This window comes from Zoogloea sp. GW822-FHT05C07 (assembly GCF_058800215.1).
The window spans coordinates 876,474-902,879 of record NZ_CM179510.1 but is presented as its reverse complement, the minus strand read 5'-3'; the positions used below and the strand labels follow the sequence as shown (position 1 = coordinate 902,879).

Genomic DNA, 26,406 nt, shown 5'->3' with positions numbered 1-26,406 from the left:
ACTACGGACCGTTCATGGAACACGATCAACTTAAATTAGCTCCGGTGCCCCAATCGCAAATCTATTCGCGGCTAGATGACGAGGATGAAGAAGGCCTGTCTCTAGGGGAGATTCTCGGCATCCTCATGGAGTACCGTTGGATCATCGCAGCAGTCACCGCACTTGGCGTGCTGCTGGGTGCGGCATGGGTGTTCATCGTCAAGCCGGTATATCGGGCGGACGCGCTCGTGCAAGTTGAGGAAAGTGGACCAGGGGGGGCAGGCAGTGCAATGGCGGCACTGAAGGACTTAGGCCCCCTGTTGGGGATCGGTGGCGACACAACGGTCGCTGCTGAGCAGGAAATCCTCAATTCCCGCATGGTCCTGGAAAAGGTCATTCAGAAAAAACGTCTTAACATCCAAGCTGATCCCGTCCATTTTCCCTTTGTTGGGCAAGCGATTGCGCGACGATATAAGGATGAAGGCCTAAATACGCCTTGGCTCGGCTTGTCTAGCTACGCGTGGGGTGGTGAGGAAATCCAGGTTGATGCACTGGACGTCCCCCGAGACTGGCTCGACAAGAAAGTGACTCTTGTGCTCGGGGAAGGGGGCGCGTTTGAACTATTTTCCGACGATGATGCCCCTGTTCTTGTCGGGAAGGTCGGAGAGCGAGCATCGGCAAAAGGTTACTCCATCTTTGTTCCAAGAGTAGTTGCTCGTCCGGGAACGCGCTTCAAGTTGGTTCGCTTGTCGCCAGATGAAGCGCTCGACAAACTCACCAAACAATATGCGATTAAAGAGCGGGGTAAGAAGTCTGGCATTCTAGAGGTCAGCTTGAAAGGTGAGGACCCCGACAAGATCGGTGTAGTGCTGGACGACATTCTTAACACTTACGTGCGTCAGAACGTCGAGCGTCGCTCGGAAGAGGCGGAGAACACTCTTAAGTTTCTCGAAACCCAATTGCCCGAAGTCAAACGCCAGTTGGATGCTGCTGAGTCGGCCTATAACGGCTACAGGCAGAGTCGGGGCTCGCTGGATCTATCCATCGAAACTCAGAGCGTTCTCGGTTCTATCGTTGACGTCGATAACCAGATAGTAGCCTTGAAGCAGGAGCGAGACGAACTCCGCCAATACTTCACGTCTGAGCATCCGCGTATTCAAGCGGCCGACGCCAAGATGGAGAAGCTCAAGGCCCGCCGGGCTCAGTTCGATGGGGTCATCTCAAAACTGCCGGATACTCAGCAGACCGTGTTGCGTCTAGCTCGGGACGTAGAGGTCTACACCACGCTGTACACTGATTTGGTAAATACAGCCCAACAGCTACGTGTCACCAAGGCTGGCACGATCGGCGATGTGCGTATTGTCGACCCGGCGGCGGTGACGACTCAACCAGTTGGGTTAAAGCCCATTGCCATCTTTGCGATTGGCGGCTTCTTGGGGGTGATTGCTGGTTTTGCTGTTGTATGGGTGTTGCGTAGCTTGAATGTAGTGGTCGAGGATCCGGAAGAGGTGGAGTCGAAGCTCGGACTGCCGGTGTATGCGTCGATTCCCCATAGCAAGGAAGAAGCCACAATCAATAAACATGGTAAGAGCGTCAAGGGGGCAGGTTCCTTGTTGGCCATCTCAAATCCAGAGGATGATGCCATCGAGAGTTTGCGCAGCCTGCGTACGACGATCCATTTCGCACTACTCGATGCACAGCAGAACTCTCTGCTGATTACCGGCTCAAGTCCTGGCTTAGGCAAGAGCTTCATTTCCAAGAACCTTGGTGCCGTGCTGGCGCAGGCTGGAAAGCGTGTGGTCATCGTCGATGCCGACCTGCGACGTGGCCACATCAACAAGGAATTCGGTCTCAGTCGGGAAAACGGTGTGTCGGAATATGTGGCGGATAGCGCTAGCATCGACAGCATCGTCAAGCCGACGGCGGTCGAGAATCTGTGGGTCATTACCACCGGCCAGATCCCGCCCAATCCGTCCGAACTGCTGATGCACCTGCGCTTCGAGGAGTTGCTTGAACACCTGAGCGAGCGCTTTGATACGGTCATCGTCGATGCACCGCCGATCCTCGCTGTGTCGGACGCGGCCATCATCGGCCGCCACGTTGGCGCAACGTTGATGGTCGCCCGCGCGGGCCGCCACCCGATCCGCGAACTGGAGCAGGCTGTCAAACGCCTGCATCAGTCTGGCGTACACGTGAAGGGCTTCGTGTTCAACGATTTGAATACGGACCGCCAGCGCTACCGCTATGGCTACAAGGGCTATGTGTATCGCTATTCGTACAAGGAAAAGGCGTAACCAAGGACGTCACGTTACGACTTTTGGCCAGAAAAGGCGTTTCGGCGCCTTTTTTGCGGACATAGGTTAATCATTGGTCATTTGTGCCGCCGATGTTCAAGTGCGGCGGCACATCGAAACGGAAACAACGATGAAGCACGATCTGCAGATTTCAATATTGGGTATCCGGGGGCTTCCAGCTGCACATGGCGGCTTTGAAACTTTTGCCGAACGCCTGGCACTTTATCTGCGTGACCGCGGCTGGAAAGTGACGGTTTATTGTCAGCACGAAGGTACAAATCCGGTTTATGAAGACGAGTGGCAGGGTATCCGCAGAGTGAATATCCCGGTGAAAGGTGATGGGGCGGCAAGCACTGTCGTGTTTGACTGGCTCACGATTGCGCATGCCGCCAAGGAGAAGAGCGGTGTGATGCTGACTCTTGGCTACAACACGGCTGTCTTCTGCGCCCGTTTGCGTTTGGCTGGCCTCAAGAATGTCATCAACATGGATGGCATCGAATGGGCGCGAGCCAAATGGGGAATTGTTGCAAAGACCTGGTTTTGGCTGAATGACTGGGCGGGCTCTCTTTTTGGTGATCATCTGGTCGCAGACCATCCACAAATCAAGCGTCACCTCGAAACGCGGGTCAAATCGGAAAAAATCACTGTCATTCCCTATGGCGCCCCGTCTGTCAAAGCCGCTGACGAGGCTCCTGTCAGGGGCATGGGGTTGGAGCCGGGGAAGTTTGCAACGGTGATTGCACGTCCTGAGCCTGAGAACTCGCTTCTCGAAATCGTTTCTGGTTTCTCTCGGCGGCCCCGCGGTATCAAGCTGGTTGTTTTGGGAAAGTACGATCGAGCCAACCCTTATCACCGGTCGGTACTTGACGCAGCTAGCGATGAAGTCAAGTTTGTCGGTGCAATTTACGATTCGGCCGTGGTGTCGGCATTGCGGTTTCATTCGCTGTTTTATGTCCACGGACATCAGGTCGGTGGAACGAATCCGTCATTGGTGGAGGCGTTGGGGGCAGGCAATGCCGTCCTGGCCCACGATAACCGCTTCAATCGCTGGGTCGTAGATGGTGGGGCTGTTTATTTCGATGGTGCAGATCAAGCCGATACGGCCATCACCGATCTATTGTCGAATCCCGAGCGCCTGGATGCGCTGCGTTCGGTGAGTCGTGAGCGTCATGAACATCATTTCACCTGGGGAAAGATTCTCGGGGAGTACGAAGCATTGCTGCTCCGTTATGTGCCCGGGGAATCGGCGCAGAACTCGTATGAATCGAACAGGGCGTAATACGTCTTTCTAGGCTTTTTGAATTTCTGTGGGTGAAGGTACCAACATGATTCTCGTAACCGGCGGCGCCGGCTTCATCGGCGCCAACTTCGTACTGGACTGGCTTGCAACGCGTGACGAGCCGGTCGTCAATCTGGACGCCCTGACCTATGCGGGCAACCGGGAGAACCTGGCCTCCCTGGCGGGCGACGCCCGGCACGTGTTCGTGCACGGCGACATCTGCGACCGCGCCCTGATCGACCGCCTGCTGGCCGAACACCAGCCCCGCGCCATCGTCCACTTCGCCGCCGAAAGCCACGTGGACCGCAGCATCCACGGCCCCGGCGACTTCATGCGCACCAACGTCGAAGGCACCTTCACCCTCCTCGAAGCCGCCCGTGCCTACTGGCAGGGCCTCGAAGGCGAGGCCAAGGCCGCCTTCCGCTTCCACCACGTGAGCACCGACGAGGTCTATGGTTCCCTCGGCCCGAACGACCCCGCCTTCACCGAAACCAAGACCTACGAGCCCAACAGCCCGTACTCCGCCAGCAAGGCCGCCTCCGACCACCTCGTGCGCGCCTGGCACCACACCTACGGCCTGCCCGTTACCACCAGCAACTGCTCCAACAACTACGGCCCGTACCACTTCCCCGAGAAGCTCATCCCGCTGATCATCGCCAACGCACTGGCCGGCAAGCCGCTGCCCGTCTATGGCGACGGCCAGCAGATCCGCGACTGGCTGTACGTCACCGACCACTGCAGCGCCATCCGCGCCATCCTCGACGCCGGCACCCCCGGCGAGGTCTACAACGTCGGCGGCTGGAACGAGAAACCCAACATCGACATCGTCAAGACCCTCTGCGCGCTGCTCGACGAACTCAAGCCCGACCCCGCCGGCAGCTACAGCCGCCTGATCACCTACGTCGCCGACCGCCCCGGCCACGACCGCCGCTACGCCATCGACGCCCGCAAGATCGAACGCGAACTCGGCTGGCGCCCGTTTGAGACCTTCGACACCGGCATCCGCAAAACGGTGGAGTGGTACCTCGCGCACCAGGACTGGGTCGCCCACGTGCAAAGCGGCGCCTACCGCGAGTGGCTCGAAAAGAACTACACCGCCCGCTGAAAGGACGCCCCCGATGAAGATCCTCCTCTTCGGCAAGAACGGCCAGGTCGGCTGGGAACTGCAGCGCAGCCTCGCCCCCTTGGGTGAGGTCATCGCCCTCGACCACGACGGCGCGCCGGGCCTCTCCGGCAACTTCGCCGACCCCGACAGTCTCGCCGCCACCGTCGACGCCGTCGCCCCCGACCTGATCGTCAACGCCGCCGCCCACACCGCCGTCGACAAGGCCGAAAGCGAACCCGACTTCGCCCGTGCGCTCAACGCCCTCGCGCCGGGCGTCCTCGCCCGCGAAGCGGCAAGGCAGGGTGCGCTGCTGGTCCATTACTCCACCGACTACGTCTTCGACGGCAGCGGTGATGCCCCGCGCACGGAAGAAGCGCCCACCGGCCCCTTGTCCGTGTATGGCCGCACCAAGCTCGAAGGCGAAGACCTCATCCGCCAGAGCGGCTGCCGCCACCTCATCTTCCGTACCAGCTGGGTGTACGCCGCCCGCGGCGGCAACTTCGCCAAGACCATGCTCCGGCTTGCCGCCGAACGCGATGCGCTTACCGTCATCGACGACCAGCACGGCGCCCCCACCGGCGCCGAGCTCCTCGCCGACGTCACCGCCCACGCCGCCCGCGCCACCCTCGCCAACCCGGACCTCGGTGGCCTCTACCACCTCGTCGCCGGTGGCGAGACCACCTGGCACGCCTACGCCTGCCACGTCATCGAATTCGCCCGCGCCCGCGGCATCCCGCTCAAGGTCGCGCTGGACGCGATCCGCCCGGTGCCCACCACGGCCTTCCCGACCCCCGCCGCCCGCCCGGCCAACTCCCGCCTCGACACCCGCAAGCTGCAGGCCGCCTTCGGCCTCACCGTGCCCGCGTGGCAGCAGGGCGTCGAACGCATGCTCACCGAAATCCTCCCGAACTGACCCAGGACCCCACCATGCAACGCAAAGGCCTCATCCTCGCCGGCGGCTCCGGCACCCGGCTCCATCCCGCCACCCTGGCGGTGTCCAAGCAGCTCATCCCGGTCTACGACAAACCGATGATCTACTATCCCCTCAGCACCCTCATGCTGGCGGGCATCCGCGACATCCTGATCATCTCCACCCCCCAGGACACCCCGCGCTTCACCCAGCTGCTCGGTGACGGCAGCCAGTGGGGCCTCAACCTCCAGTACGCCGTCCAGCCCAGCCCCGACGGCCTCGCCCAGGCCTTCCTGATCGGCGAAGACTTCGTCGGCAATAATCCCAGCGCCCTCGTGCTCGGCGACAACCTCTTCTACGGCCACGACCTCGCCGCCGACCTGCGCGCCGCCACCCAGAAAGAAGACGGCGCCACCGTCTTCGCCTACCCGGTCACCGACCCCGAACGCTACGGCGTCGTCGAATTCGACGCCCACGGCCACGCCATCAGCCTCGAAGAGAAGCCCAAGGTCCCCAAGAGCCGCTACGCCGTCACCGGCCTCTACTTCTACGACCAGCGGGTCGTCGACGTCGCCAAGTCCATCCAGCCCAGCCCGCGCGGCGAGCTCGAGATCACCGACGTCAACCGCCAGTACCTCGACTGGGGCGCCCTCGACGTGCAGGTCATGGGCCGCGGCCACGCCTGGCTCGACACCGGCACCCACGAAAGCCTGCTCGACGCCAGCCTGTTCATCCAGACCATCGAAAAGCGCCAGGGCCTCAAGATCGCCTGCCCCGAAGAGATCGCCTGGCGCGCCGGCTGGATCGACGCCGCCCACCTGCAAAAGCTCGCCGCCCCGCTCGCCAAGAACGGCTACGGCCAGTACCTGCTGCGCCTCCTCGAAGAGAAGGTGTTCTGATGCAGGTCACCCCGACACGCATCCCGGGCCTCTTGATCCTCGAACCGAAGGTCTTCGGGGATGCCCGCGGCTTCTTCATGGAAAGCTTCAACGCCCGCGGCTTCCGCGAGGCCACCGGCCTCGACGTGGATTTCGTGCAGGACAACCACTCCCGCTCCGGGAAGGGCGTGCTGCGCGGCCTGCACTACCAGATCCAGCAACCGCAGGGCAAGCTCGTGCGGGTCGTCAAGGGCCGCGTCTTCGACGTGGCGGTGGACCTGCGCCAGGGCTCGGACACCTTCGGGCAGTGGGAAGGCGTCGAGCTGTCGGAAGACAACCACCGCCAGTTCTGGGTGCCGGCGGGCTTCGCGCACGGCTTCGTGGTGCTCAGCGAGTCGGCGGACTTCCTGTACAAGACGACCGACTACTACGCCCCGCAATTCGAGCGCAGCCTGGCCTGGAACGACCCGATGGTGGGTGTCGACTGGCCGCTGCACGAACTGGACGGTGCGCCGCTGCTGTCGGCCAAGGATCAGGCGGGCAAGGTGCTGGCCGAGTGCGAACAAATCTAATGAAGTCACAAGTACTTCGCTTGTTGTTCTCATCTTTTGGTGCCGCGATCGCAACACTTGCAATTCAATTGCTACTGTCACACCGCCTAACTAAGGTTGAGTTTGGAACGTATTCAACGATAGCCGCTGTGCTTGTTATTGCTGCGCCACTTTGTAGCGCTGGTGTCAATGGGCTATTGCTGAGAAGAGTTTCGATGCGGCCCGAGGATGCCGATACGCTGATTCCGATTGCTTTGTCTGCGTTGGTCTTTCTATGCGCAACCTTTTTTCTCGGAACAGTGATTGCATTCAATTTCGGAGGCGTTAGCGCGTGGTTGGTTGCGCTCCTAGCGACGTATTACTTTGCGTTCGGTGTCCAGGGATTTGTCACAACATTAGGGCAGCTGAGCGGAAATGGTCGATCTGTTGCAAATACTCAGGCGGTACTTCCATTCGGGCGCCTTATTGTGTTGTCTGGCGGGCTTCTATTTAATATGAATTTAGTCGCGGCTGCTTGGTTGCTAGGTGCCGCAAATGTGTTCGTCGGGCTCGCATTCTGTTTTGGTTTTCGCGAAAAAAAAAGTGAATGGTCTCTAAGGTTGCTGCACCTTAAAAGCCAGTTCTTTCATGCTCTGAAATTTATAGCGAGTGGTGTTCCGTATGCACTAAATGGTGTTGTGAATGTTGCTCAAATTCAAATAATTGTTGCACTAGCTGGAGTTTCATTAGGGGTTGAGGCCGCCGCGAATTTTTCGGTTGCAAATACGCTAATTACAGCAGCCTACCTCTTGCCTAACGTTATTTTTGGTTTGCATATGCTTCCAAAATATCACCGTCTTCAGGCGGAGGGCGTTCTTGGGTGGTTGCCGCTTCGACATTCCGCAATTGGATTTGTGGCTGGGGCGGTTGTCTCAGGGATCCTCTACTTCATTTCGCCGTATATTATTCCTGCTTTGTTTTCAGAGAAGTATATTTCAGCTATTGATATTGTTGGTGTATTAGTGATTGCGATACCTTTCAGATACTCCCTGACCGCCTTTGGGGCCGCGCTTATGTCGGAGTACTCGGTGAAGCGAAAGGTTCTAATTTCCGGGTTCGCAGTTCTTTTGCAGGTGATTTTTATACTCTACTCGGTGGCTGAGGGAGGGAACTCTAAAGTTGCCTGGTCTGTCGTTGCGTCAGAGTTCTTTGTTTTTGTCTTGTATCTTAAGTTGTTCTTGGAATCCATAGACCGCGCTGGCTTGAATTGAGATGTAGGGGCAAAAGATGAAGTGTGTGGTGATTGGATACTACGGGGGGAATTTCGGAGATCTCCTCATGTTGAGCGTTCTAATTGAAAATCTCTCGCAGCGTTGTAAGGAGATCGTGCTCTGTACATACGGCGATCAAGAGATGTTGATGTCAATGACGTCTCAGTACGCAGACAGAGTGAAGATTGTCGTTTATCGCGTAGGGAGAGGTAGCCGTGTCTCTGACTATGTACGCCTTGTAGCGGGTGCCAAGTTCATCGTATGGGGTGGAGGAACATGCTTTATGGATGAGGGAGGTACGGGCGGAGTTAAATATATGTTAATTGCGCGGCTCGTAGGCACCCCCGTCTATTACATGGGAATTGGGGTGGATAAGTGTCGTAAGCTCAAAACCAAATTCACCTTGGTGTTGGCGTCCCTATTGGCAAAAAAAGTTTTCTTCCGTGATGAGGCGTCACGGAAGTGCTTTTCAAAGTATGCAGTCAAGGGCGAGTCTCATTTGAGCTCCGTTCCCGACTTGGCGTTTGGCGCTCAATTTGGAGAGAAAACAAAAAGATCCGAAGAGGTCGCTATTTGCCTGCGTGACTTGACGCAATATGTGAATAATCCAAGTAATGTGCTTTCTTCCCTGTTGTCTCACGCGCTCGAGGTATGTACTAGGAGCAATGTGAAGGATATAAGCATCATTGTTGGGGATGTCGAGATTGACCAGGATGTCAGCAGCACAGCCGAGGCTTTTTTCCGGAATCACGGATTGAGGTGCAGAGTAGTCAGCGGTGCATCCGTACGCAATGTTGTTGGTACTATTGCTCAATCTGTGTATCTCCTTTCTATTCGCTTGCATCCAGCCGTTGTTGCTCACTGCTTAGGAGTGCCCTACGGCTTGTATAACTACTCTGACAAGAATGTAAAGTTTCTCGAATATGTAGGCGAGGCCGATCGCGCAATTGATATGCAACAATATGATTATGATAAGTTGCTGTCAAAGCCGAGTGGCATTGATTCGGATGGCGCGCGCCGAGAAATTGTGGAAAAAATTTCTACGATGTTTGCCTAAGGGGTTATTGAATTGTATTCCTCTCGTAATCACCATGCATTTTATTCTGAGTTGGAGTCCATACGCGGAATAATGGCGTGGTGGGTCGTTTTGGGGCATATATATAGTTATCTTGCTGTGTCGCTCGATTTCTTGCCGATGGTTGCTAAGAAATTTCTTCTGGCGACTGTTATGCCTGTTAATGTTTTTATATGTTTGAGCGGCTTTGTTATCGCTACAGCCATTTTGGCAAAAGGAAGTTCGGGGTACGGGGCATTTATTGTAAGACGATGGTTTAGGATATTTCCCGTATATTTTATCTGTCTTTTTATATCGATCATCTTTTTTGATGAGCGCATCGTAGCTAGGACCCAAGCAAGTTGGCTTTCTGTAGCTCAAGTTGAGGCGTATTCCGATTACGCGATGGTGTTAAAGCGTGACTTCTACAGTTACTTGGTATTGGCGCTTAGTCTGATGCAAGGAAGCGTGCCGGATCAACTAATGGCGCATGCGGGCGATGCTTTTTTGCCGCCGGCTTGGAGCCTTTCCCTTGAGTGGCAATTTTATATTGTGGCTCCAGCGTTGGTTGTTCTTATAAGTAGGTCCGCAATGATGGGGGGGCTCACTCTTGCGGCAATGCTGTTTTTTTCTCTCGTGCTCAGTCACCTTGGTTTCACTTTTTCTTATGGGGCATTTTTCCCCACTAGATTCTCGTTCTTCTTTATTGGAATCTGTACCGCAAGTCTCTTTAGTGGAGGATCTGGTGGGAGAAATAAAAACAAATTATTTCTTGTTTGCTTGGCTCTTGCACTTGGTGCAATAGTTGCATCAGGCGAGGGAGTATCTTCCTTTATTTCGGCCGGATTGTGGGTGATGTCCGTGACGGTCCTTGTTTTTCAGGAGCGCTTCGAGATTATTCGGCCTGTTGTCGCTAGGGTACGCTCCGTGCTTCAAGGGCGTGCGCTAGCTTGGATTGGGAAGATTTCATATTCCACTTACCTTATACATGTCTTTGTTATTGACATGGTGGGCTTTTTGTTTTTCAAAAATGGATTTCCTGTTCAAGGTTCGATTTTGAATCTTGGTGGATTCGTTTGCGCTGTTGTTTTTCTGACTCTTGGCTCCTCTATTCTTGTACATCACTGGATTGAAAAGCCATTTATTCGACTAGGTAAGTCGTTGACCACTTAGGAGGATATTGTGGAAAAGCGGTCGTTATCATTCTATGGCGTTTTTTTCCTCCTGTTTGCGGGGGCGCTAAACTTTAGACTTCGATTGTTAGGCGATTCAATTCATATTGGTGGGGCTGAGTTCGCGCTAGCACCGTACGATTTGGTGTTGTTTGTACTTTTTCCGTATTTGATCAACAAGTATTGGGATGGCAAGTTTAGAAGGGCGTCTGATTTTATTAATGTTTCGGCGTTCTTGTTTGTCTGCCTTTCTTCCTTGTCTATTTTTAATTCGGTGAAGCCAGAGTTTACCGTTTATGAAATAGCTAGGCACTTCAAGGTCTTCGTTCTGTTCTTGTTGCTGCGTCGCTCATTTCGTTCCACTAACTCCTGGGGGGCGCTTATTCCCGCTGCAATGCTTTTGATCTTTGCGGAGTTTTTAGTTTCTCTTGGACAGCTGGGGGCGGGTGAAGCCGAGGTTACGGAGGACGCCGCTGAAGTAAAGGAAGTGTTTGTGGAGGGGGGGTTGGTTCGCGTTTCTGGAACTTTGCGCCATCCAAACTTATTGGGTCTGTTTGTTAATATGCTTTTGCCGTTTTGTGTTATGGGAGCGATACACTTCAAAGGCAAATTCCTATATGTAGCTTCAATTGCTGCGGCGTTTGGAATGCTGCTGTTGACTTATTCGAGAACGCAAATAGCTTTATATGTTTTTGTTCTTGTTGCTATATTTTTTACCTTTCAGTCTTCCCGTGGGAAGGGGCTTTACAAAAATAGAGCTGCTTGGTATGCGCTGGCGCCTTTGTTCGTTGTTTTTTTGATGGCCGTTTTGATTAATTTCGAATCTCTGTACGAGCGATTTTTTAATGCTCCGGAGTCGAATACAGAGACAAGATTTGTCTTGGCTGCAATCGCACTTGAAATGATCGTGGATAAGCCTATTTTAGGTATAGGTTGGAATACCTTTATCTATTCAATGTCGGGCTATGATTTCTACAAAGCTGCTGCAGCGTTCCAATACCCTGTTCATAATATGTATCTGCTTATCGCCTCTGAGACGGGGGCGCTTGGATTCTTTAGTTTTCTTGTGCTGCTTTTTGCTATCGCAAAAGCCTATTTTTTTGCAAAGAAGAATCTTCAGACGGTCGAAGAGAGAAATCTCTTGCAGTCTGCATTTGTTGTCCTATCTTTGGTTTTGGTTACCGGGATGCAAGGGTGGTCCTTCAGAGCTGACAGTATTCAGTTAATTATTTGGATTTGCTATGCAATCGTGGCTGCTATGTACGATAGGGCTCGGGTTGTTAGAGCTGCCGCGATTAACCAACGATAATGGAGTAGTTATGCGTAAAGCTATTTTGACGCTGCTTTTCTCTACATTTGGTGTGGCGGCTAATTCCTATTCTTGTGGGAATCCTGACGCGGTATGGCGGGGGGTGAATGTAGGTACTTCTCTTTCTTTAAACGATTTTTCGTTTTTGAAGAGTGTCAATGTAAACGTCGTTCGCGTTTCATTTGTAAATCCGTCCTTGTTTTTGGAGGATGGAAAGCTTAATGACGCCGCTACTAAAGTGTTAGATGGGTATGTTGATTTTGCCCGAAAGAATGGAATTGGAATCGTAGTTGATTTTCATACTTATCCTGGGGGTGTGAAGAAATTCAGTGGTTCTCCAGGGGATCGAATTTGGTTGGATCCAGTATTTCGAAAATCAGTGCAGACGGGGTTTCGCCAGTTTGCCGATCGGTATAGAAATGAGAAGTATATAGTTGGGATTGATGTGATCAATGAGCCGGCACCGTCTGATAAAAATGAAGATGTGTATGATTCATTTTTGCGAGATGTTGCAGACGTCTTTAAAGAGCGCAGTTACCACATTCCGATATTGGTTCAGCCGCCAATTAGGTTGGGGCCGACGGGAGTTCCGTCTGGTCAATACAAGAGTGTTGGGTGGTTGTCCAAATTCAGTGGTGAAAATTTTGTGAAATCTATTCACTACTATGAGCCTGGTGAGTTCACGCATCAAGGGGTTTTGGCTTTCGCTAAGAAAAAGGGGTTGCCGTTTCCATTGACGACACAGTACGGGTTGAAATCATATATTGATATGACGTTGGCTCTGTTGAAGGCTCAGGGGGGGCGAGTTGTTATTGGGGAGTTTGGCGCGTCGAACTATGCTGGAGTTCAAGGCGATTGGTACGTAGATCAGCTGATATCTGTATTTGAGTCAAACGGTTGGGGGTGGTTTTATCACTCCTTCAGAGAGGCCGATGTATGGAGTCCGGAAGTAACGCTTGACAGTGAGGGAAAGTTATCAAAGACCTCCGACTCCCCTCGTTTGAGTGTTCTAAAGAAATTCTTTTCTAAAAATCAATCTGTCGTGTGTGACGAGAAATAGGGTTTGTACAAATGGTGGCGATAATTGAGCCTGTCGGTGGACATGGTGGAATGGATTATTACGATTTTGGCCTGGCCGATGGATTGTCGGAGGCTGGGGAGCAGGTAACTATTTATACGTGTGACAAGACCAAGCCTAAGGAAAATGCATCTTTTAAGTGTGACTTGGTTTTTAAGGGGATATATGGGGATGGCAGTAAATTCCTGCGCGCGTACAGGTACTTGAAGGGACTGCTCGTCTCGCTCAGGGCGTCTAGTGCCAGCAATGATCGCGTTGTTCACTTTCATTTCTTTCACACTGGATTGATGGAGTATGTGTCGCTTGTCTTGGCGAAACTCTTTGGACGAAAAATCGTCGTTACCGTACATGATGTTGAGAGTTTTTCTAGCGGCGGTGGCGGGAAGATGGCCAGTCTAGTTTTTGGGATGGCCGATAAGCTCATTGTGCATAACGAGGTGAGCCAGAATGAGTTGCTCAGATATTCTGGCGTTGAGCACCCTCGAGTGGCAAAAATTCGCCACGGTAACTATATCCCGTTTATCAATAATCAGATCTCAAGAGGGCGGGCAAGAGAGTATTTAGGGTTGGGTAAAGACGAGGATGTTGTGCTTTTTTTTGGACAGATCAAGTCGGTGAAGGGGCTGGATGTTCTTATTGAAGCTATGGCGAAAGTTGTGCAGCATCGGCCAAAGGCCAAGTTGCTGATCGCCGGGAAGGTTTGGAAGGATGATTTTCAGACTTATGGTGCGCTCATTGATAAGCTGAATTTGTCTGGCAGCGTTATAAAAAATATCCGGTATATCCCAGACGAAGAGGCTGCCTATTATTATTCAGCTGCTGATGTTGTCGCCTTGCCCTACAGAAAAATTTACCAAAGTGGTGTTCTTCTCATGGCAATGAGTTATGAAAGAGCTGTGATTGCATCTGACTTGCCAGGGATGGTTGAGGTTATTACCGATGGGAAGAATGGAGTGGTTTTCCCTCAGGGTGACTCTTCGGTGCTGGCTGATAAAATAGTAAGGGTTCTAGAAGACACTTCTTTACGAGATAGGCTCGCATCAGAAGGGGCTGCGCTCATGAGGGAGTCTTATGATTGGAGAAGGATCGGCCGTTTCACTTCGGAGGTGTATCATTCCTTGAGGTCGGCGTAGATGCGCGGCTTTGCTTTTCGAGCGGGGTGTTGGCGTAGATGGGTAGGAGTCCCTTGCTTATAGCTTTAGCGATCTTGCGGGGGTATGAATTGCCGGCCTTTTCTTGGGAGTTCGGTAGTCGCGAGTTGATTTAATTGACTTGTTTGTGCTTTAAGAAAATTGTATATGCTTAATGTTAATACGCCCGCTTGGAAAGCCTTGATTAGGCAGCGTGAGGCTACTGCCTCTGCGCATCTTCGTGAACTGTTCGCGGCGGATCAGGAGCGTTTTTCGCACCTCTCCTTCGAACTCGAAGGCATGCTCGTCGACTTCTCCAAGCAGCGTGTCGATCAGCGCACCATCGAGCTTCTGCTTGAGCTGACGAAGGCCGCCGATCTGGAAGGTTGGCGCAAGCGTCTATTTGCCGGCGACAAGATCAACGTCAGCGAAGACCGTGCGGTTCTCCATACGGCCTTGCGTTACATGAAGCCTGGCGTGTTTCCTTCCGCCACTTGCAACGTGATGCCTGAAGTCCGTGCTGTGCGGGCCCAGATGCGGGAGTTTTCCGAGAAGGTGCGTGGCGGTCTGTGGCGCGGTTTTTCCGGCGAGGCGATCCGCGATGTGGTGAATATCGGGATCGGCGGGTCGGACCTGGGGCCGAAGACGGTGGTGCGGGCCTTGTCGGCCTATCAGCACCAGGGTCTGAAGATGCATTTCGTGTCCAACGTGGATAGCGCACATCTGGCCAAGCTGTTGAATACCTTGAATCCGCGTTCGACGCTGTTCGTCGTGGCGAGCAAGACCTTCACGACGCAGGAGACCATGCTCAATGCGCACACGGCGCGGGAGTGGTTGTGTGCGGCGGCGGGGGACGATGCGGCGCGGGCTTTGCCGCTGCACTTTGTGGCCGTGACGTCGGCGACGGAGAAGGCGCAAGTCTTCGGGCTGCCGGCCGCCAACGTGTTCCGTATGTGGGACTGGGTGGGCGGGCGTTATTCCCTGTGGTCAGCGGTGGGCCTGCCGATTGCGCTGGCGATCGGCATGAATGGCTTTGAGCGTTTGCTGGCCGGCGCACAGGCGATGGACAACCATTTCCGCGAGGCGCCTTTCGAGCGCAACCTGCCGGTGCTGATGGCGCTGATCGGGGTATGGAACACCAATTTCCTTGGGGCGAGTACCAGCGCGGTGCTGCCTTACCACGAGTCCCTGCGTTTCCTGCCGTCCTTCCTGCAGCAACTGGAGATGGAATCCAACGGCAAGACGGTGGGGCGCGATGGACAGCCGCTGTCCTGTCAGGCCAACCCGATTGTATGGGGTGAGATCGGCAGTAACGGGCAGCACGCGTTCTTCCAGCTGCTGCACCAGGGCGGCTGGCTGGTGCCCTGTGACTTCATTGCCAGTGCGCAGAGCGATTTTCCGCTGCCGGGGCACCAGGCGCCGTTGATGGCGAACTTCCTGGCCCAGAGCGCGGCGCTGGCTTTCGGCAAGACCGAAGCGGAGGCCCGCGCCGAACTGGAAGCCGCCCGCGTGCCGGCGGACCAGATGGCATCCCTGCTGCCGCACAAGGTGTTTGCCGGTAACCAGCCATCCACCACCATCATCCTGCCGCGCATCGTGCCTTACTACCTGGGCATGCTGCTGGCGCTGTACGAGCACAAGGTGTTCGTGCAGGGGGTGATCTGGGGCATCAATTCCTTCGACCAGTGGGGCGTGGAGCTCGGCAAGCAGCTCGCCGGCCGCCTGTTGCCGGCGCTGAACGGGGAGACGGATACCGACGGGCTGGACCAGTCCACGCGGGCACTGATCGCGTGGATTCAGGAGTACGGGGACTGTTAGTCTTCCGTGGAGTGGAAAGCGAACAACGCCCGGTTTAGCCGGGCGTTGTTGCGTTTGGGGCATCTGCAATATAGGCACGCCGACCACCCCCGGGCAAGACTGGGGAGTAGGATGCGAGGGTATCTGCGGGTATTGGCCTTGGTTTGCTAATGCTTGCGATGGTCAGTCCGCCGCGTCCGGTGACCCGCAACTCTGCGTCAAGGCGTGTTTTTGTGCTTTTCAATGATCAGATTACGTTTTTCCGCTGAGCTCAATTACGACGTAATGTCGCCGGGCTGCGACTTCATTTTCAATATTCACGCCGCCCACACCCGCTACCAGCGGGTCGTCACCGAAATGATGGAGGTCGGCCAGTTCCTCCTGCCACAGGTTTATACCGACGCCTTCAGCGGTAACCGTTACATGCGCCTGCGGGCCGAGGCAGGGCCGCTGCGCCTGCGCTATAGCGCCACGTTGGAGTTGCAGCACCACATGGCGGTGGCGGACGTGATTCCAGAGGTGCCGGTGGCGCAGCTGCCAACCGATGCGCTGGTCTATCTCTATCCCAGCCGGTATTGCCAGTCCGATCTGCTGTACGACGTGGCGATGCGTCAGTTCGGACTGATGCCGCGGGGCTATGCCCGGGTGCGGGCGATCTGCGAGTGGGTGCAGGCGCATGTGCAGTTCAAGTCGGCCACCTCCAACGCGAGTACCTCGGCAATGGATACGCTGCGCGACCGGGTCGGGGTGTGCCGCGATTTCGCCCATCTGATGATCGCGCTGTGTCGGGCCCTCAGTATTCCCGCACGGTTTGTAACCGGCATCGACTACGGTGCGGATCCTGCGCTGGGGCCGAGCGATTTTCACGCATACGTGGAGGTTTTCCTGGGGGGGCGCTGGTATCTGTTCGACCCCTCGGGCACGGCGATTCCCCTGGGGCTGATGCGTTTCGGCTCCGGCCGCGACGCAGCGGATGTGTCCTTTGCCACCATTTTCGGCGCCGTTGGCGCGCATGCGCCCAAGATCGACATCGAGGCGATCCAGGACCCCGTAGCGGGGGCTGTGCTGCCTTGGCGCTGTGCGGAGGCCTTGTCCACCGACGATGGCGCAGGCCTGCTGGTCGGTGCCCGCCTTGTTCCCCTCGGCTGAACGCCGGGCCTTCGCTTTTCATTCAATAAGGAGATTTCCCCCATGAGCACGATCGACGAGATTGCCCTCAAGCATGGTTTCAGCCCCGACGCCGGTCGCGCAGCCTACTCGGCCCTGCGGGCCGGCGGCTTCAGCCAGGCCCAGTTCAGCCACCCGGAACTGGGCGGCATGGGGCAGTGGATGAGCGGCGGCATGATGATGATCGGTGACATGTTCAATGACGGCCTCAAGTGGCGCGTCGGCGCATTGCTCACCGAGTTGTCGCAGCACCGCGAACCCGAGCCGGCAGCGATGCCGCAGGCGGGTGGCGGCTTCATGTCTTCCGGCAACTGGTGGCCCGAAGGCTTCGGCGCCCCGGCCAGTTCCGGCAGCCAGAACGACATGGCCTACGCCTGGTTTCCCAATACCGCCAAGCTGCTGGTGAAAATCGGTGCCGACGTGTTCGCCTTCGACACCGGCAACCTGAGTATCTACGGCGTGCAGCAACAACAGGGCGGTGGCATCGCATCGGTGGTGCTGAACACTTCGAATGGCCCCATGGGCTTGCTGGGACTCAACCGCGGCTGATTCCGCCTCGTTCCAGTGGAGGGGCAAGGGGCCGGAAACGGCCCCTTGCCCTTTTTGCCGGTCAGCTGCCGACGGCCACGCTGATCACATCGCTCCAGTTGCCGACCTGCTCATCGCGCGGGCGGTAGATGGCCTTGTATTTCCATAGCGCGGACGTGCCCGGGGCGGGGCTGGCGTCGGTGTAGTTGCGGGCCGTCTTGATGCGGGCGATCAGCGCGGTGACGCGCGGGATGATGCCGGGCGGCACGGTGGGCACCGGGGCGGAGAGGTTGGCCGCGACGCGGCAGGCGAGTGCCGATCCGTCAGCGGTCCAGTTGAGGGAGGGAAGTGCTTGTGGACGTTTGCCGTTGATCGGTGAGGCGTCATTGCCCGCCGTGAAGACCTTTGATGCCGCCCCCCGAGTACCAGTCGGTGGCGATGCCCTTGGAGAGTTCGTAGCGCCAGAAGGCTTCGCGCAGGACTTCGCGGAGGGCGTCGTTGTCCCAGGGCTTGGCCAGAAACTTATATACCGAACCTTGATTGACCGAGGCGGTGACGGTATCGAGATCGGTATAGCCGGACAGGACGATGCGGATCGCATCGGGGTAGATGTCCTTCACGCGGCGTAGAAACTCGGTGCCGCTCATCTCGGACATGCGTTGATCGGCCAGGATGACCCCCACCCGGTGGGTGGCCAGCAGTTCGAACGCCTCGATGGGGCCCGACGCGACCAGTATCTGGTAGCCGTCGCTGCGCAGCAGGCGGCGCAGGGCGTTGCGAACGTTCTCTTCGTCGTCCACCAGCAGCAGGGTACGCCGGGCACTCTGTTCCGAGGCCAGCTTGATCAGGGGTTCGTGCCCGCGCAGCAAGGTCGTGATCTCGTCCGCCGGTACGGGCTTGCTGAAGTAATAGCCTTGCAGGCTTTCGCAATAGTGGCGGGCCAGGTAGCTGGCCTGGCCTTCGGTTTCCACCCCTTCGGCCACCACTCCCAGGCGCAGGTTGTGGGCGATGGCGATGACGGCGCGGCAGATCGAGGCGCTGGCCGGGTCGCGGGTGATGTCGCGGACGAAGCTGTAGTCCACCTTGAGCCGGTCGAGGGGCAGGCGCTTCAGATAATTGAGGCTGGAATAGCCTGTGCCGAAATCGTCGATGGAGATCTGTATGCCCATTTCCCGGGTGCGCTGCAGGAAGGCGATCAGCATTTCCGGGTTTTCCATCATCATGCTCTCGGTCAGTTCCAGCTCCAGATAGCGAGGATCGAGGCCGGTCTCGTCGAGCACCTTGCGCACACAGGTGAGCAGGCGGTTGTCGCGCAACTGGGCGATAGAGACGTTGACCGATACCGGGAAGTCCGACAGACCCTCGTCGTGCCACGCCTGATTCTGCCGGCAGGCTTCCTGCAGCACCCACTCTCCGATGGGAATAATCAGCCCGCTCTCTTCGGCCACGGGGATGAACTGCCCCGGGGGCACCAGGCCAAGTTGTGGGTGGCGCCAGCGGATCAGGGCCTCCATGCCGCACACCACGCCGTTCATCGCGCTGACCTGGGGCTGGTAATACACCACCAGCTCCCCGGCCTCCAGCGCCGCACCGAGGCGGTTTTGCAGCTTCACCCGCTCGGAGACCCGGGTATCCAGTTCGGCGGTGAACAGGCGATGCTGGTTGCCGCCCCGCTCCTTGGCCTGGTACATGGCCAGCTCGGCGTATTTGACCAGGGTGATCGGATCGTCGCTGTCCTGGGGGTAAGCGCTGACGCCGATGCTGGCGGTCAGATTGGTGTTCTCTTCGCCGATGGAGATGGGGGTGCGCAGCACCTCTTGCAGCCGTTCGATGACGGGGGGGAGATCATCCGCGTCGCGCAGGTCGGCGCAGATCATGACGAACTTGTCCGCCGCCAGCCGGCCGACCGTGTCTCCGTCGCGCAACAGGCCCGACAGCAGGCTCGCCACGGTCTGGAGCAGCTTGTCGCCGACATAGTGGCCGAGGCCGTCGTTGACGATCTTGAAACGATCCAGGTCGAGGCAGATCACCGCCACCGCGCTGTTGTGGCGCTGGGCAAAACCGATGCTCTGGCGCAGGCGCTCCAGCAGCAGGTCGCGGTTGGGCAGGCTGGTCAGTGCGTCGTAGTAGGCCAGGTAATTGATGCGTTCTTCCTTCGCGATATGGTCGAGCGCAAAGGAGATGTTTCCGGCCAATTCCTCCAGCAGGTGCATCTCGTCGGCATTGAATACCTCGGGGGTGTGCGCATAGAGGAACATCAGGGCCACCGTCTGTTTGTCGACCTGCAAGGGCAGGGCGCACAGGGCGTGGTAGCCGTGCGATGCGGCAAGCGCCGCCAGGGGCATGCCGCCGGCGTGGGCCAGGTTGCGGCAGACGAAGGGCTGTCGCTGCTGTATCGCCTCGTCGATCAAGGCCCCGTCCAGGTGGACCACATCGGTCGCGGCGAAGCCGACACTGCCGGCCCACAGGTCCCCGCCATGCCAGGCTGTGGGCTTTATCTGCTCGCTGTCCGCACCCGCCATCCCCACCCAGGCCAAGCCGAAGTGGCCGAACTCCACTGCGACTCGGCAGGCTTCGCGGAACAGCTCCTCCCGTTCATGCACCCGCACGATCAGCGTATTGATGCTGGAGAGCATCGCGTAGATACGGTTGAGGCTGACCACCCGCTCTTCGGCCCGGCGCCGCTCGACCACCTCGGCCTGCAGGGCCGCGGTGCGCTGCTCCACCAGGTTTTCGAGGTGCTGGTGCAGGTGCGCCCGCTCCAGGGCCACGGCCACTTGGTTGCCGATCGTGTCGAGGACGTTCAGGTCCTCGTCGTTGAAGCTCTCGCCATCGACGGCCAGCAGCTGGATGACCCCCAGGTGGCGCCGCTCCAGGGCGAGCGGCACGCGGGCCTGGCGTCCGGTGGCGGTGGCAGACGAGATGTCCCCGATCCAGTCCGGGGTGTCCGCACTCTGCGGTGCAGTGGCGGCGCCGGCCTTGCTGGCCGCGACGAGTCGGTAGCGCTGCTTGCCCTCCGCTTCGGCGAGATAGATCCAGCCGGCCTCGAACTTGGGGAGGTCCATGGTGGCCTGCAGGGCCAGTTCGCAAACCTGGGTCGGTGTGCTCACCCGGTTCAATTCGTCCGCGATGCGGTAGAGCCCGGCCAGGGTCTGGCTGGAGCGGGTAATCTCGATCTGTTGCTGCTGCATCTCCTCGTTCATGCGCACCGCTTCTTCGTAGGTGGAGATCAGCAGGTCGATGATCTGCTCCCGCTCCGAAGTGATGTAGTGCTTCTTGCCGCCCAGGTAGACTTCGAGGCCGATGTTGATCCGCTTGCCCTTGCGCAGTTCCAGGTTGAGCAGGATGTATTCGACCCGCGCCAGCAGCGTGTGGGGTTCGTAGGGCTTGCGGATGAAGTTGTCGGCACCGCATTCCAGGCTGCGGGCAATGTCCTGGATGCCGGACAGGGAGGTGACGATCACCACCGGGATGTCCTTGAGCTCGGCGTCGGCCTTGATGGCCCGGCACAGGGCGTAACCGTCCATTTCGGGCATGACGATGTCGCTGATGACCAGCGTCGGTTTGCAACGCCGGATTTCTTCGAGACCGAGGCGGCCATTGGCCGCCGTGCGGGTCCGGTAGCCATGCTGTTGCAGCAGGTAGCACAGTTGTTCGGCCTGGGTGGGGCTGTCCTCGACGATCAGGATATCCACGGCGCTCGGTTCATTGTGGGGGGGCATGATGTACCTCGATTTCTCAACGCTTTGACGGTTCGTGAATGCTGTTGCCGTTGCGGCGTTTCACCAGGATCGCCAGCAGGCCGCCAATCTCGGCCGGCGCCAGGATGTGGGCCGCTGCATCGAGCCGGATGGCTTCCCCGGGCATTCCGGCCACGACTGAACTTTCGCGGCTCTGGGCGATGGTGACGGCCCCCTTCTGGCGCAGGAGGCCCAGTTCGGCCGCGCCGTCCTTGCCCATGCCGGTCAGGAGTACGCCCACCGCCTTGTCTCCCACGGCCCCCGCCACGGAGTTGAAAAGGCGGGAGACGGAAGGCCGGTGTCCGTTCTCCGGCTCGTCGCCGGTCAATACGATCCTGTGGCCGCCACGGCCGTCGTCCTTGACCGTCATGTGCAGGCCGTCGGGGGCCACGTAGGCCCGGCCGGGTTCCAGTCGGCTGTCCTGGGTGGCCATCTGCACGGGAAAGCCGCTGGCCGCGGCCAGCCATTCGGTGAATCCTTCTGTGAAGCCGGGGCTGATGTGCTGGACGATGAGCACGGGCGCGGGGAAGTCCCGCGGCAGGTTGGCCAGTATGGTCTGCAGGACCAGGGGGCCACCCGTGGATGCGCCGATGGCCACCAGGCTCACCGGAGCCGTCGGGTCCGGCTCGGTCCGCGCCGGCGCGGTTTTTCCCGTCTGGGCGGCGGGCCAGCGCCGCACTACCTTGACCTCGGCCATCAGCTTGACGGTTTCGACCATCTTGCGGGCGGCTTCGCTATCCGGCAGGTAGGGCTTTTCGATGACGACCAGCGCGCCGGCGTCCAGCGCCCGGAAGGTTTCGGCCACTTCATGCTGGGCAGAGCTGCCGGAGATCACCACGATGGGCACCGGCTGGCTTTCCATGATGATGCGGGTGGCCGCAGCACCATCCAGGTGGGGCATGTGGAAATCCATGGTCACCACGTCGGGCAGGCAGCGCCGTACCTGTTCTATCGCTTCGCGCCCGTCCCTGGCGGTACCCACCACCTCCAGTTGCGGATCGCTGTTGAGCAGGTGCACCTGCAGCTCGCGCTGCACGGCGGAGTCCTCCACGACCAGGACACGGATACGTTTGGCGCCGGTCATCACAGGAGCCTTCTGATGGCTGTCAGCAGGTTGCTCTGGTCGAAGCTGCCCTTGACGATGTAGGCATTGGCGCCCGCTTCGGCGCCCCTCTCCAGGTCTGCGCGGGAGCTCAGGGCCGTGACCAGCACGACCGGCAGGTCCGCCAGGGCTTTGTCGGTGCGCACCTTGGTGGTGAGATCGAAGCCGTTCATGCGCGGCATGTCCACGTCGGACACCAGCAGATCGAAGGGCTCCGTGCGCAGCTGGGTGTAGGCGTCAAGGCCGTCCACCGCGGTCTTCACGTCGTAGCCGGCCGCTTCGAGGATGCCCTTGAGCAACATCCGCGAGGTGATCGAGTCCTCCGCCACCAGCAGGGATTTGCGCGTCGCGTCGGCCTCGGTGGCGGGCTCCGGGGAAAGCGCGGCATGCCGCGCCGATTTGAGCAGATCGGGGACGTGGAGGATGGGCACCACCCGGCCAGTGCCCAGCACGGTGGCGCCGGCGATGTTGCGCACGCGCCGCAATTGCCGGCCCAGGCCCTTGAGCAGTACTTCCTGCTCGCCCAGGACTTCATCCACCAGAAAGGCGATGCGGTTCTCTCCCGTCCCCGCGACCACCAGTTGCATGCTCTCCGTTCGCACTTGCGCCTTGTCGGCGGGGATGCCGAGCACCTGGGCGAGGCGTGCCAGGGACACGGTCTGGCCGTTCAGCGGAACGGTCTCCCGGTTCTCCACCGTGGCAATGGCCTGTCTGGCGACCCGCGCCACCTGGGCCAGATGTGTGGTCGGGAAAATGAACTCCTGCTCGCCGCAGCGCACATGTACGCCGCGGAAGGTGGCCAGCGTCAGGGGCAGTACGAGCCGGAAACGGGTTCCCCCGGCGGGGGGCGCGCTGACCGAGACCGAGCCGCCCAGGCGCTCCACCTTCTCCCGCACGATGGTCAGCCCCAGGCCGCGGCCGGACAGATCGGTGACGATCGGGCTGGTGGACACGCCGGACTGGAAGATCAGCTCCAGGCAGGCTGAGTCGTCGAGCACCGTGCTGCCGGCGTCGCCGTTGCCAGGGGGGCGGGCCAGCCCCAGCCGATGGGCTGCATCGCGGACCTTGTCGAGGGGAATGCCGGCACCGTCGTCCGCGATGACGATCTCGATGCGGCTGCCTTCGACCTGGTTGGCGCTCAGCTCGATCAGGCCTCGTCGCGGCTTGCCCGCCGCCAGCCGCGTTTCCGGCTTCTCGATGCCGTGGTCGAGGCTGTTGCGGACCAGATGGATCAAAGGGTCGCGCAGGTCTTCCAGGATGCGCCGGTCGATCTCCGTCTCGGCGCCGCGAATCCTGAAATCCACGTCCTTGCCCTGGCTGCGGGCGCCGTCCCGGACGAATTTGGGCAGCACCTCCGCGACCGAGGAGACGGGCAGCATCAGCGCCATTTTCACGTCGTCGAGCAGGCCGTCGGCCATGCTTCCCAGGCTGCGCCAGTCGTGTTCGGCCGCCTTGGCCAGGGCTTCCAGGCGCATCGCGTGGGTCTTGATGAAGTCATCCTCCTGCAGCAGGTATTCCAGCAACCGGCGCAAGCGCGTGTCGCCCTTGCGCCGGTTGCCCGCGTCCCCGCGCTGTTCGCTGCGTTCCAGGCGCCGCTGCAAGGCCCTGGCCTCCGGTGCGATCCGGGCTCGCTGCCGGGCCAGCGCAATGAAGCCGGCCTGGGCCGCGCGAATGTCCACGACCCGCTGGTGGGCCGTGAGCTTGGCGGCGAGCAGGGATTCCGACTGGAACAGGATGGCGTCCAGCCGTGCCACGGGTACCCGCACCGTATCCCCACTGCGGAGCGGGGGCGGATCGGGGGGGGCTTTGCCCGCCGCGGGGCCGGCGTCGCCGGCCCTGTCTTCGGGCGGTGAGGCGCTCGGCGTAGCCTGGGGATTCGGGGGCATCTCATTCCGAACAACGGGGGCGGGCGCCTCCGTGTTCCGGGGGCCGTTGGCACCCAGGCGCTGGCGCAGCTCCCGGACTGCCGCCAACTGGGCCTTGGTAGGCGCCTCTTCGACGCTGCCCAACAGGGCGCTCAGCACATCCACGGCTTCGTTGAGCAGATCGAACTGCCCTGCGGAGAGGTCGGCCTTGCCCTGCTTGAGCAGGGAAAAGAAACTCTCCATGGACTGGCAGAGCGTCTCGATCTCGCTCTTGCCCACCGCCCGGGCGGCGCCCTTCAGGCTGTGGGTCTCGCGGAAGACGGTTTCGACGATGTCCTGCCGCTGGTCGGGCTCCGCTGTCTTTTCAAGGGCGATCAAGCCCGAGGAAAGCGCCTGGACATGCTCCGCCGCCTCGTTCCGGAACGTGGCGAGGAGACGTTTGCGGAAGGCCTCGTCGTTCTTGTCCATGGCTTTCTTGGGGCTGCGCCGTCAAGTCTGGTAGCGGGCGATCAATTGTTTGAGCCGCATGCCCAGTTCATGGAGGTTCTGCGCGGTGCTTTCGGTCTGCTTGGTGCCCGCCACGTTCTGGATGCTGGCTTCGCGGATGTTCTGAATGGCCAGCACGGCCTGGTCCATGCCCACCAGCTGCTGCTGCGACGAGACGGCGATCTGCGTGGCGGCCCGTGCCGCCTCGGCAATGCTCTCGGCCAGTATGCGGATCGATTCGCCCACCTCGGCTGATAGCCTGACGCCGGCTTCCACCGCCTTGTTGCCCTGTTCGGTCGCCATGACCGCGCCGCCCGTGGCTTTCTGGATGTCGCCGAGGATCGCCCGGACTTGTGCCGTGGCCTGTTTCGACTGGGCGGCCAGGCTCTTCACTTCCTGCGCCACCACCGAGAAGCCCTTGCCCTGGTCACCGGCCTTGGCGGCCTCGATCGCCGCATTGACCGCGAGCAGGTTCGACTGCTCCGCCAGATCGTTGACGGTGGCGATGATCTCGCCGATGGCCTGGCCTTGTTCGGAAAGCCGCACGATGCTCTCGGCGATGGACTCCATCTGTTCCTGGATCCGGTGCATGGACTCCAGCGAGTCTTCCACCGACTTGCGTCCGCTCTTTGAGATTTCCATCGTGCGCATGGCGGTTTCCGAAACCTGCTTGGCCTTGTCCGCCGCCAGCAGGGAGGTCTGCTTCACTTCTTCGACGGTTGCCATGGTCTGGCTCACGGCGGTTGCCGTCTCTGCCGAGCTCGATGCCACCTGGGCTGTTGCCGCCACGATCTCGCTCGACGAGGCGGCCAGTACGTTGATGCTCTCCCCGACCTCCTGGGTCATCTTGCTCAGGTTCGTCACCATCGTCGACAGGGCGTTGCCCAGCACGTCCTGGCTCGATTGTGGGGCGATCCGGGCAGTCAGGTCGCCGGCGGCGATCCTGTCCGCCACCAGGGCGATGTCCTGCAGGGATCTGGCCATGAGGGCGAAGGTGCGCATCAGGACCCCGACTTCGTCGTCCCGCGCGCCTGGAGACAGATCGACGGCAAGATTGCCGGCGGCGATCTGCTCGGCCGCGTCGCTGACGGCCCTTAGCGGCTGGGCGATATGCCGGGTCAGGAAGAGTCCGGCGCAGAGCACCAGCCCCATCGCCGCGAGCAAGCCACCGACGATGGCCAGCGCCGTGTTGTCCGTTTGTACGCGGGCCTCCTCTTCACGCACTTTGAGGAGTGAGAGTTCCTGGTTTTCCATGTCGTTCAGCAAGCCGCGGATGTCGTCCATGGCTTTCTTTCCCCGGTCCGTCACGACGATTTGCCGTGCCGGCTCGAAGCCCTTGTCCTTCCTCAGGGAGATGGTCTCCTTGAGTTCGTCGAGCTTGCCCGACAGCAGCGGGCCCAGGGTGTCCAGCCGCCTCTGCTGGGCGGCGTTGTCTGCGGTCAGTTCCCGGAGCGACCGCAACGCGCTGTCGATGCCGTTCAGCGCCGAGCTGAAAGGGGACAGATAGCGGTCTTCGCCGGTGATGAGGTAGCCCCGCTGCCCGGTTTCGGCATCCTGCAGCAAGATCAGCAGATCCTTCAGCTTTCCTTGCACATCCCGGGTGTGGGTGACCCATCGCACGGTTTCCGCCTGTCTTATCGTGCTCAGGTAGGACAGCCCCGCTACCGCCACCAGGACCGCCAGGACCGCCAGCAAACTCAGCCAGAGCTTCGTACCTATCGAGGCTTTCATC

General features: G+C 58.9%; 20 protein-coding genes. 15 read left to right on the top strand and 5 right to left on the bottom strand.

What is annotated here, in order from left to right; translation table 11 throughout:
• Window positions 1-14: 14 nt before the first annotated feature.
• From AC3QL2_RS04175 to AC3QL2_RS04105, 15 genes are all read left to right on the top strand, one after another.
• Window positions 15-2,273 (top strand): polysaccharide biosynthesis tyrosine autokinase, encoded by a 2,259-nt coding sequence (locus AC3QL2_RS04175; RefSeq protein ID WP_493236373.1) that lies wholly within the window; start codon window positions 15-17, stop codon window positions 2,271-2,273.
• 130 nt (window positions 2,274-2,403) lie between these two features.
• Complete coding sequence (locus AC3QL2_RS04170; RefSeq protein ID WP_493236375.1) at window positions 2,404-3,552, top strand: DUF1972 domain-containing protein; 1,149 nt, start codon at window positions 2,404-2,406, stop codon at window positions 3,550-3,552.
• 46 nt (window positions 3,553-3,598) lie between these two features.
• Window positions 3,599-4,657: a dTDP-glucose 4,6-dehydratase gene (gene rfbB, locus AC3QL2_RS04165; protein ID WP_493240359.1), complete on the top strand. Its 1,059-nt coding sequence runs from the start codon at window positions 3,599-3,601 to the stop codon at window positions 4,655-4,657.
• A gap of 13 nt (window positions 4,658-4,670) precedes the next feature.
• The gene (gene rfbD, locus AC3QL2_RS04160; protein ID WP_493236440.1) at window positions 4,671-5,570 is read left to right on the top strand and encodes a dTDP-4-dehydrorhamnose reductase; all 900 of its coding nucleotides are present in this window, start codon (window positions 4,671-4,673) and stop codon (window positions 5,568-5,570) included.
• A 14-nt stretch (window positions 5,571-5,584) separates the two neighbouring features.
• Window positions 5,585-6,466, top strand: a complete 882-nt coding sequence (gene rfbA / locus AC3QL2_RS04155; RefSeq protein WP_493240357.1) for a glucose-1-phosphate thymidylyltransferase RfbA — start codon at window positions 5,585-5,587, stop codon at window positions 6,464-6,466.
• The gene (rfbC, locus tag AC3QL2_RS04150; RefSeq protein ID WP_493240355.1) at window positions 6,466-7,017 is read left to right on the top strand and encodes a dTDP-4-dehydrorhamnose 3,5-epimerase; all 552 of its coding nucleotides are present in this window, start codon (window positions 6,466-6,468) and stop codon (window positions 7,015-7,017) included. Before rfbA ends, rfbC begins: the two co-directional genes overlap by 1 nt.
• On the top strand, window positions 7,017-8,246 hold the full coding sequence (locus tag AC3QL2_RS04145) for a lipopolysaccharide biosynthesis protein (protein WP_493235382.1): 1,230 nt from the start codon (window positions 7,017-7,019) through the stop codon (window positions 8,244-8,246). The genes rfbC and AC3QL2_RS04145 overlap by 1 nt, the downstream gene beginning before the upstream one ends.
• A 67-nt stretch (window positions 8,247-8,313) precedes the next feature.
• On the top strand, window positions 8,314-9,303 hold the full coding sequence (locus AC3QL2_RS04140; RefSeq protein ID WP_493240354.1) for a polysaccharide pyruvyl transferase family protein: 990 nt from the start codon (window positions 8,314-8,316) through the stop codon (window positions 9,301-9,303).
• A gap of 72 nt (window positions 9,304-9,375) precedes the next feature.
• A complete protein-coding gene (locus AC3QL2_RS04135) occupies window positions 9,376-10,473 on the top strand; it encodes an acyltransferase family protein (protein WP_493240353.1) in 1,098 nt (365 codons plus the stop codon).
• A 9-nt stretch (window positions 10,474-10,482) separates the two neighbouring features.
• Window positions 10,483-11,781, top strand: a complete 1,299-nt coding sequence (locus AC3QL2_RS04130; RefSeq protein ID WP_493235384.1) for an O-antigen ligase family protein — start codon at window positions 10,483-10,485, stop codon at window positions 11,779-11,781.
• Between the two features lie 10 nt (window positions 11,782-11,791).
• Window positions 11,792-12,841, top strand: coding sequence for a glycoside hydrolase family 5 protein (locus tag AC3QL2_RS04125; RefSeq protein ID WP_493235385.1), 1,050 nt, complete (start codon window positions 11,792-11,794; stop codon window positions 12,839-12,841).
• A gap of 50 nt (window positions 12,842-12,891) precedes the next feature.
• Window positions 12,892-13,992 (top strand): glycosyltransferase family 4 protein, encoded by a 1,101-nt coding sequence (locus AC3QL2_RS04120; RefSeq protein ID WP_493235386.1) that lies wholly within the window; start codon window positions 12,892-12,894, stop codon window positions 13,990-13,992.
• 165 nt (window positions 13,993-14,157) lie between these two features.
• The gene (gene pgi / locus AC3QL2_RS04115; protein ID WP_493235387.1) at window positions 14,158-15,807 is read left to right on the top strand and encodes a glucose-6-phosphate isomerase; all 1,650 of its coding nucleotides are present in this window, start codon (window positions 14,158-14,160) and stop codon (window positions 15,805-15,807) included.
• Between the two features lie 222 nt (window positions 15,808-16,029).
• Complete coding sequence (locus tag AC3QL2_RS04110) at window positions 16,030-16,935, top strand: transglutaminase-like domain-containing protein (protein WP_493235388.1); 906 nt, start codon at window positions 16,030-16,032, stop codon at window positions 16,933-16,935.
• A gap of 42 nt (window positions 16,936-16,977) precedes the next feature.
• Entirely contained in the window at window positions 16,978-17,502 is a 525-nt protein-coding gene (locus AC3QL2_RS04105; protein ID WP_493235389.1) for a hypothetical protein, read from the top strand.
• Window positions 17,503-17,563: 61 nt separating this feature from the next.
• Here the strand turns inward: AC3QL2_RS04105 and AC3QL2_RS04100 are convergent, their stop codons facing one another.
• The 5 genes from AC3QL2_RS04100 to AC3QL2_RS04080 form a co-directional block, all read right to left on the bottom strand.
• Window positions 17,564-17,749: a hypothetical protein gene (locus tag AC3QL2_RS04100; protein ID WP_493235390.1), complete on the bottom strand. Its 186-nt coding sequence runs from the start codon at window positions 17,747-17,749 to the stop codon at window positions 17,564-17,566.
• A gap of 115 nt (window positions 17,750-17,864) precedes the next feature.
• A complete protein-coding gene (locus tag AC3QL2_RS04095) occupies window positions 17,865-21,203 on the bottom strand; it encodes an EAL domain-containing protein (protein ID WP_493235391.1) in 3,339 nt (1,112 codons plus the stop codon).
• 16 nt (window positions 21,204-21,219) lie between these two features.
• Window positions 21,220-22,305, bottom strand: coding sequence for a chemotaxis-specific protein-glutamate methyltransferase CheB (cheB, locus tag AC3QL2_RS04090; RefSeq protein WP_493235392.1), 1,086 nt, complete (start codon window positions 22,303-22,305; stop codon window positions 21,220-21,222).
• Complete coding sequence (locus AC3QL2_RS04085) at window positions 22,305-24,656, bottom strand: hybrid sensor histidine kinase/response regulator (protein WP_493235393.1); 2,352 nt, start codon at window positions 24,654-24,656, stop codon at window positions 22,305-22,307. The genes cheB and AC3QL2_RS04085 overlap by 1 nt, the downstream gene beginning before the upstream one ends.
• 21 nt (window positions 24,657-24,677) lie before the next feature.
• The gene (locus AC3QL2_RS04080; RefSeq protein WP_493235394.1) at window positions 24,678-26,405 is read right to left on the bottom strand and encodes a methyl-accepting chemotaxis protein; all 1,728 of its coding nucleotides are present in this window, start codon (window positions 26,403-26,405) and stop codon (window positions 24,678-24,680) included.
• Window position 26,406 lies beyond the last annotated feature (1 nt).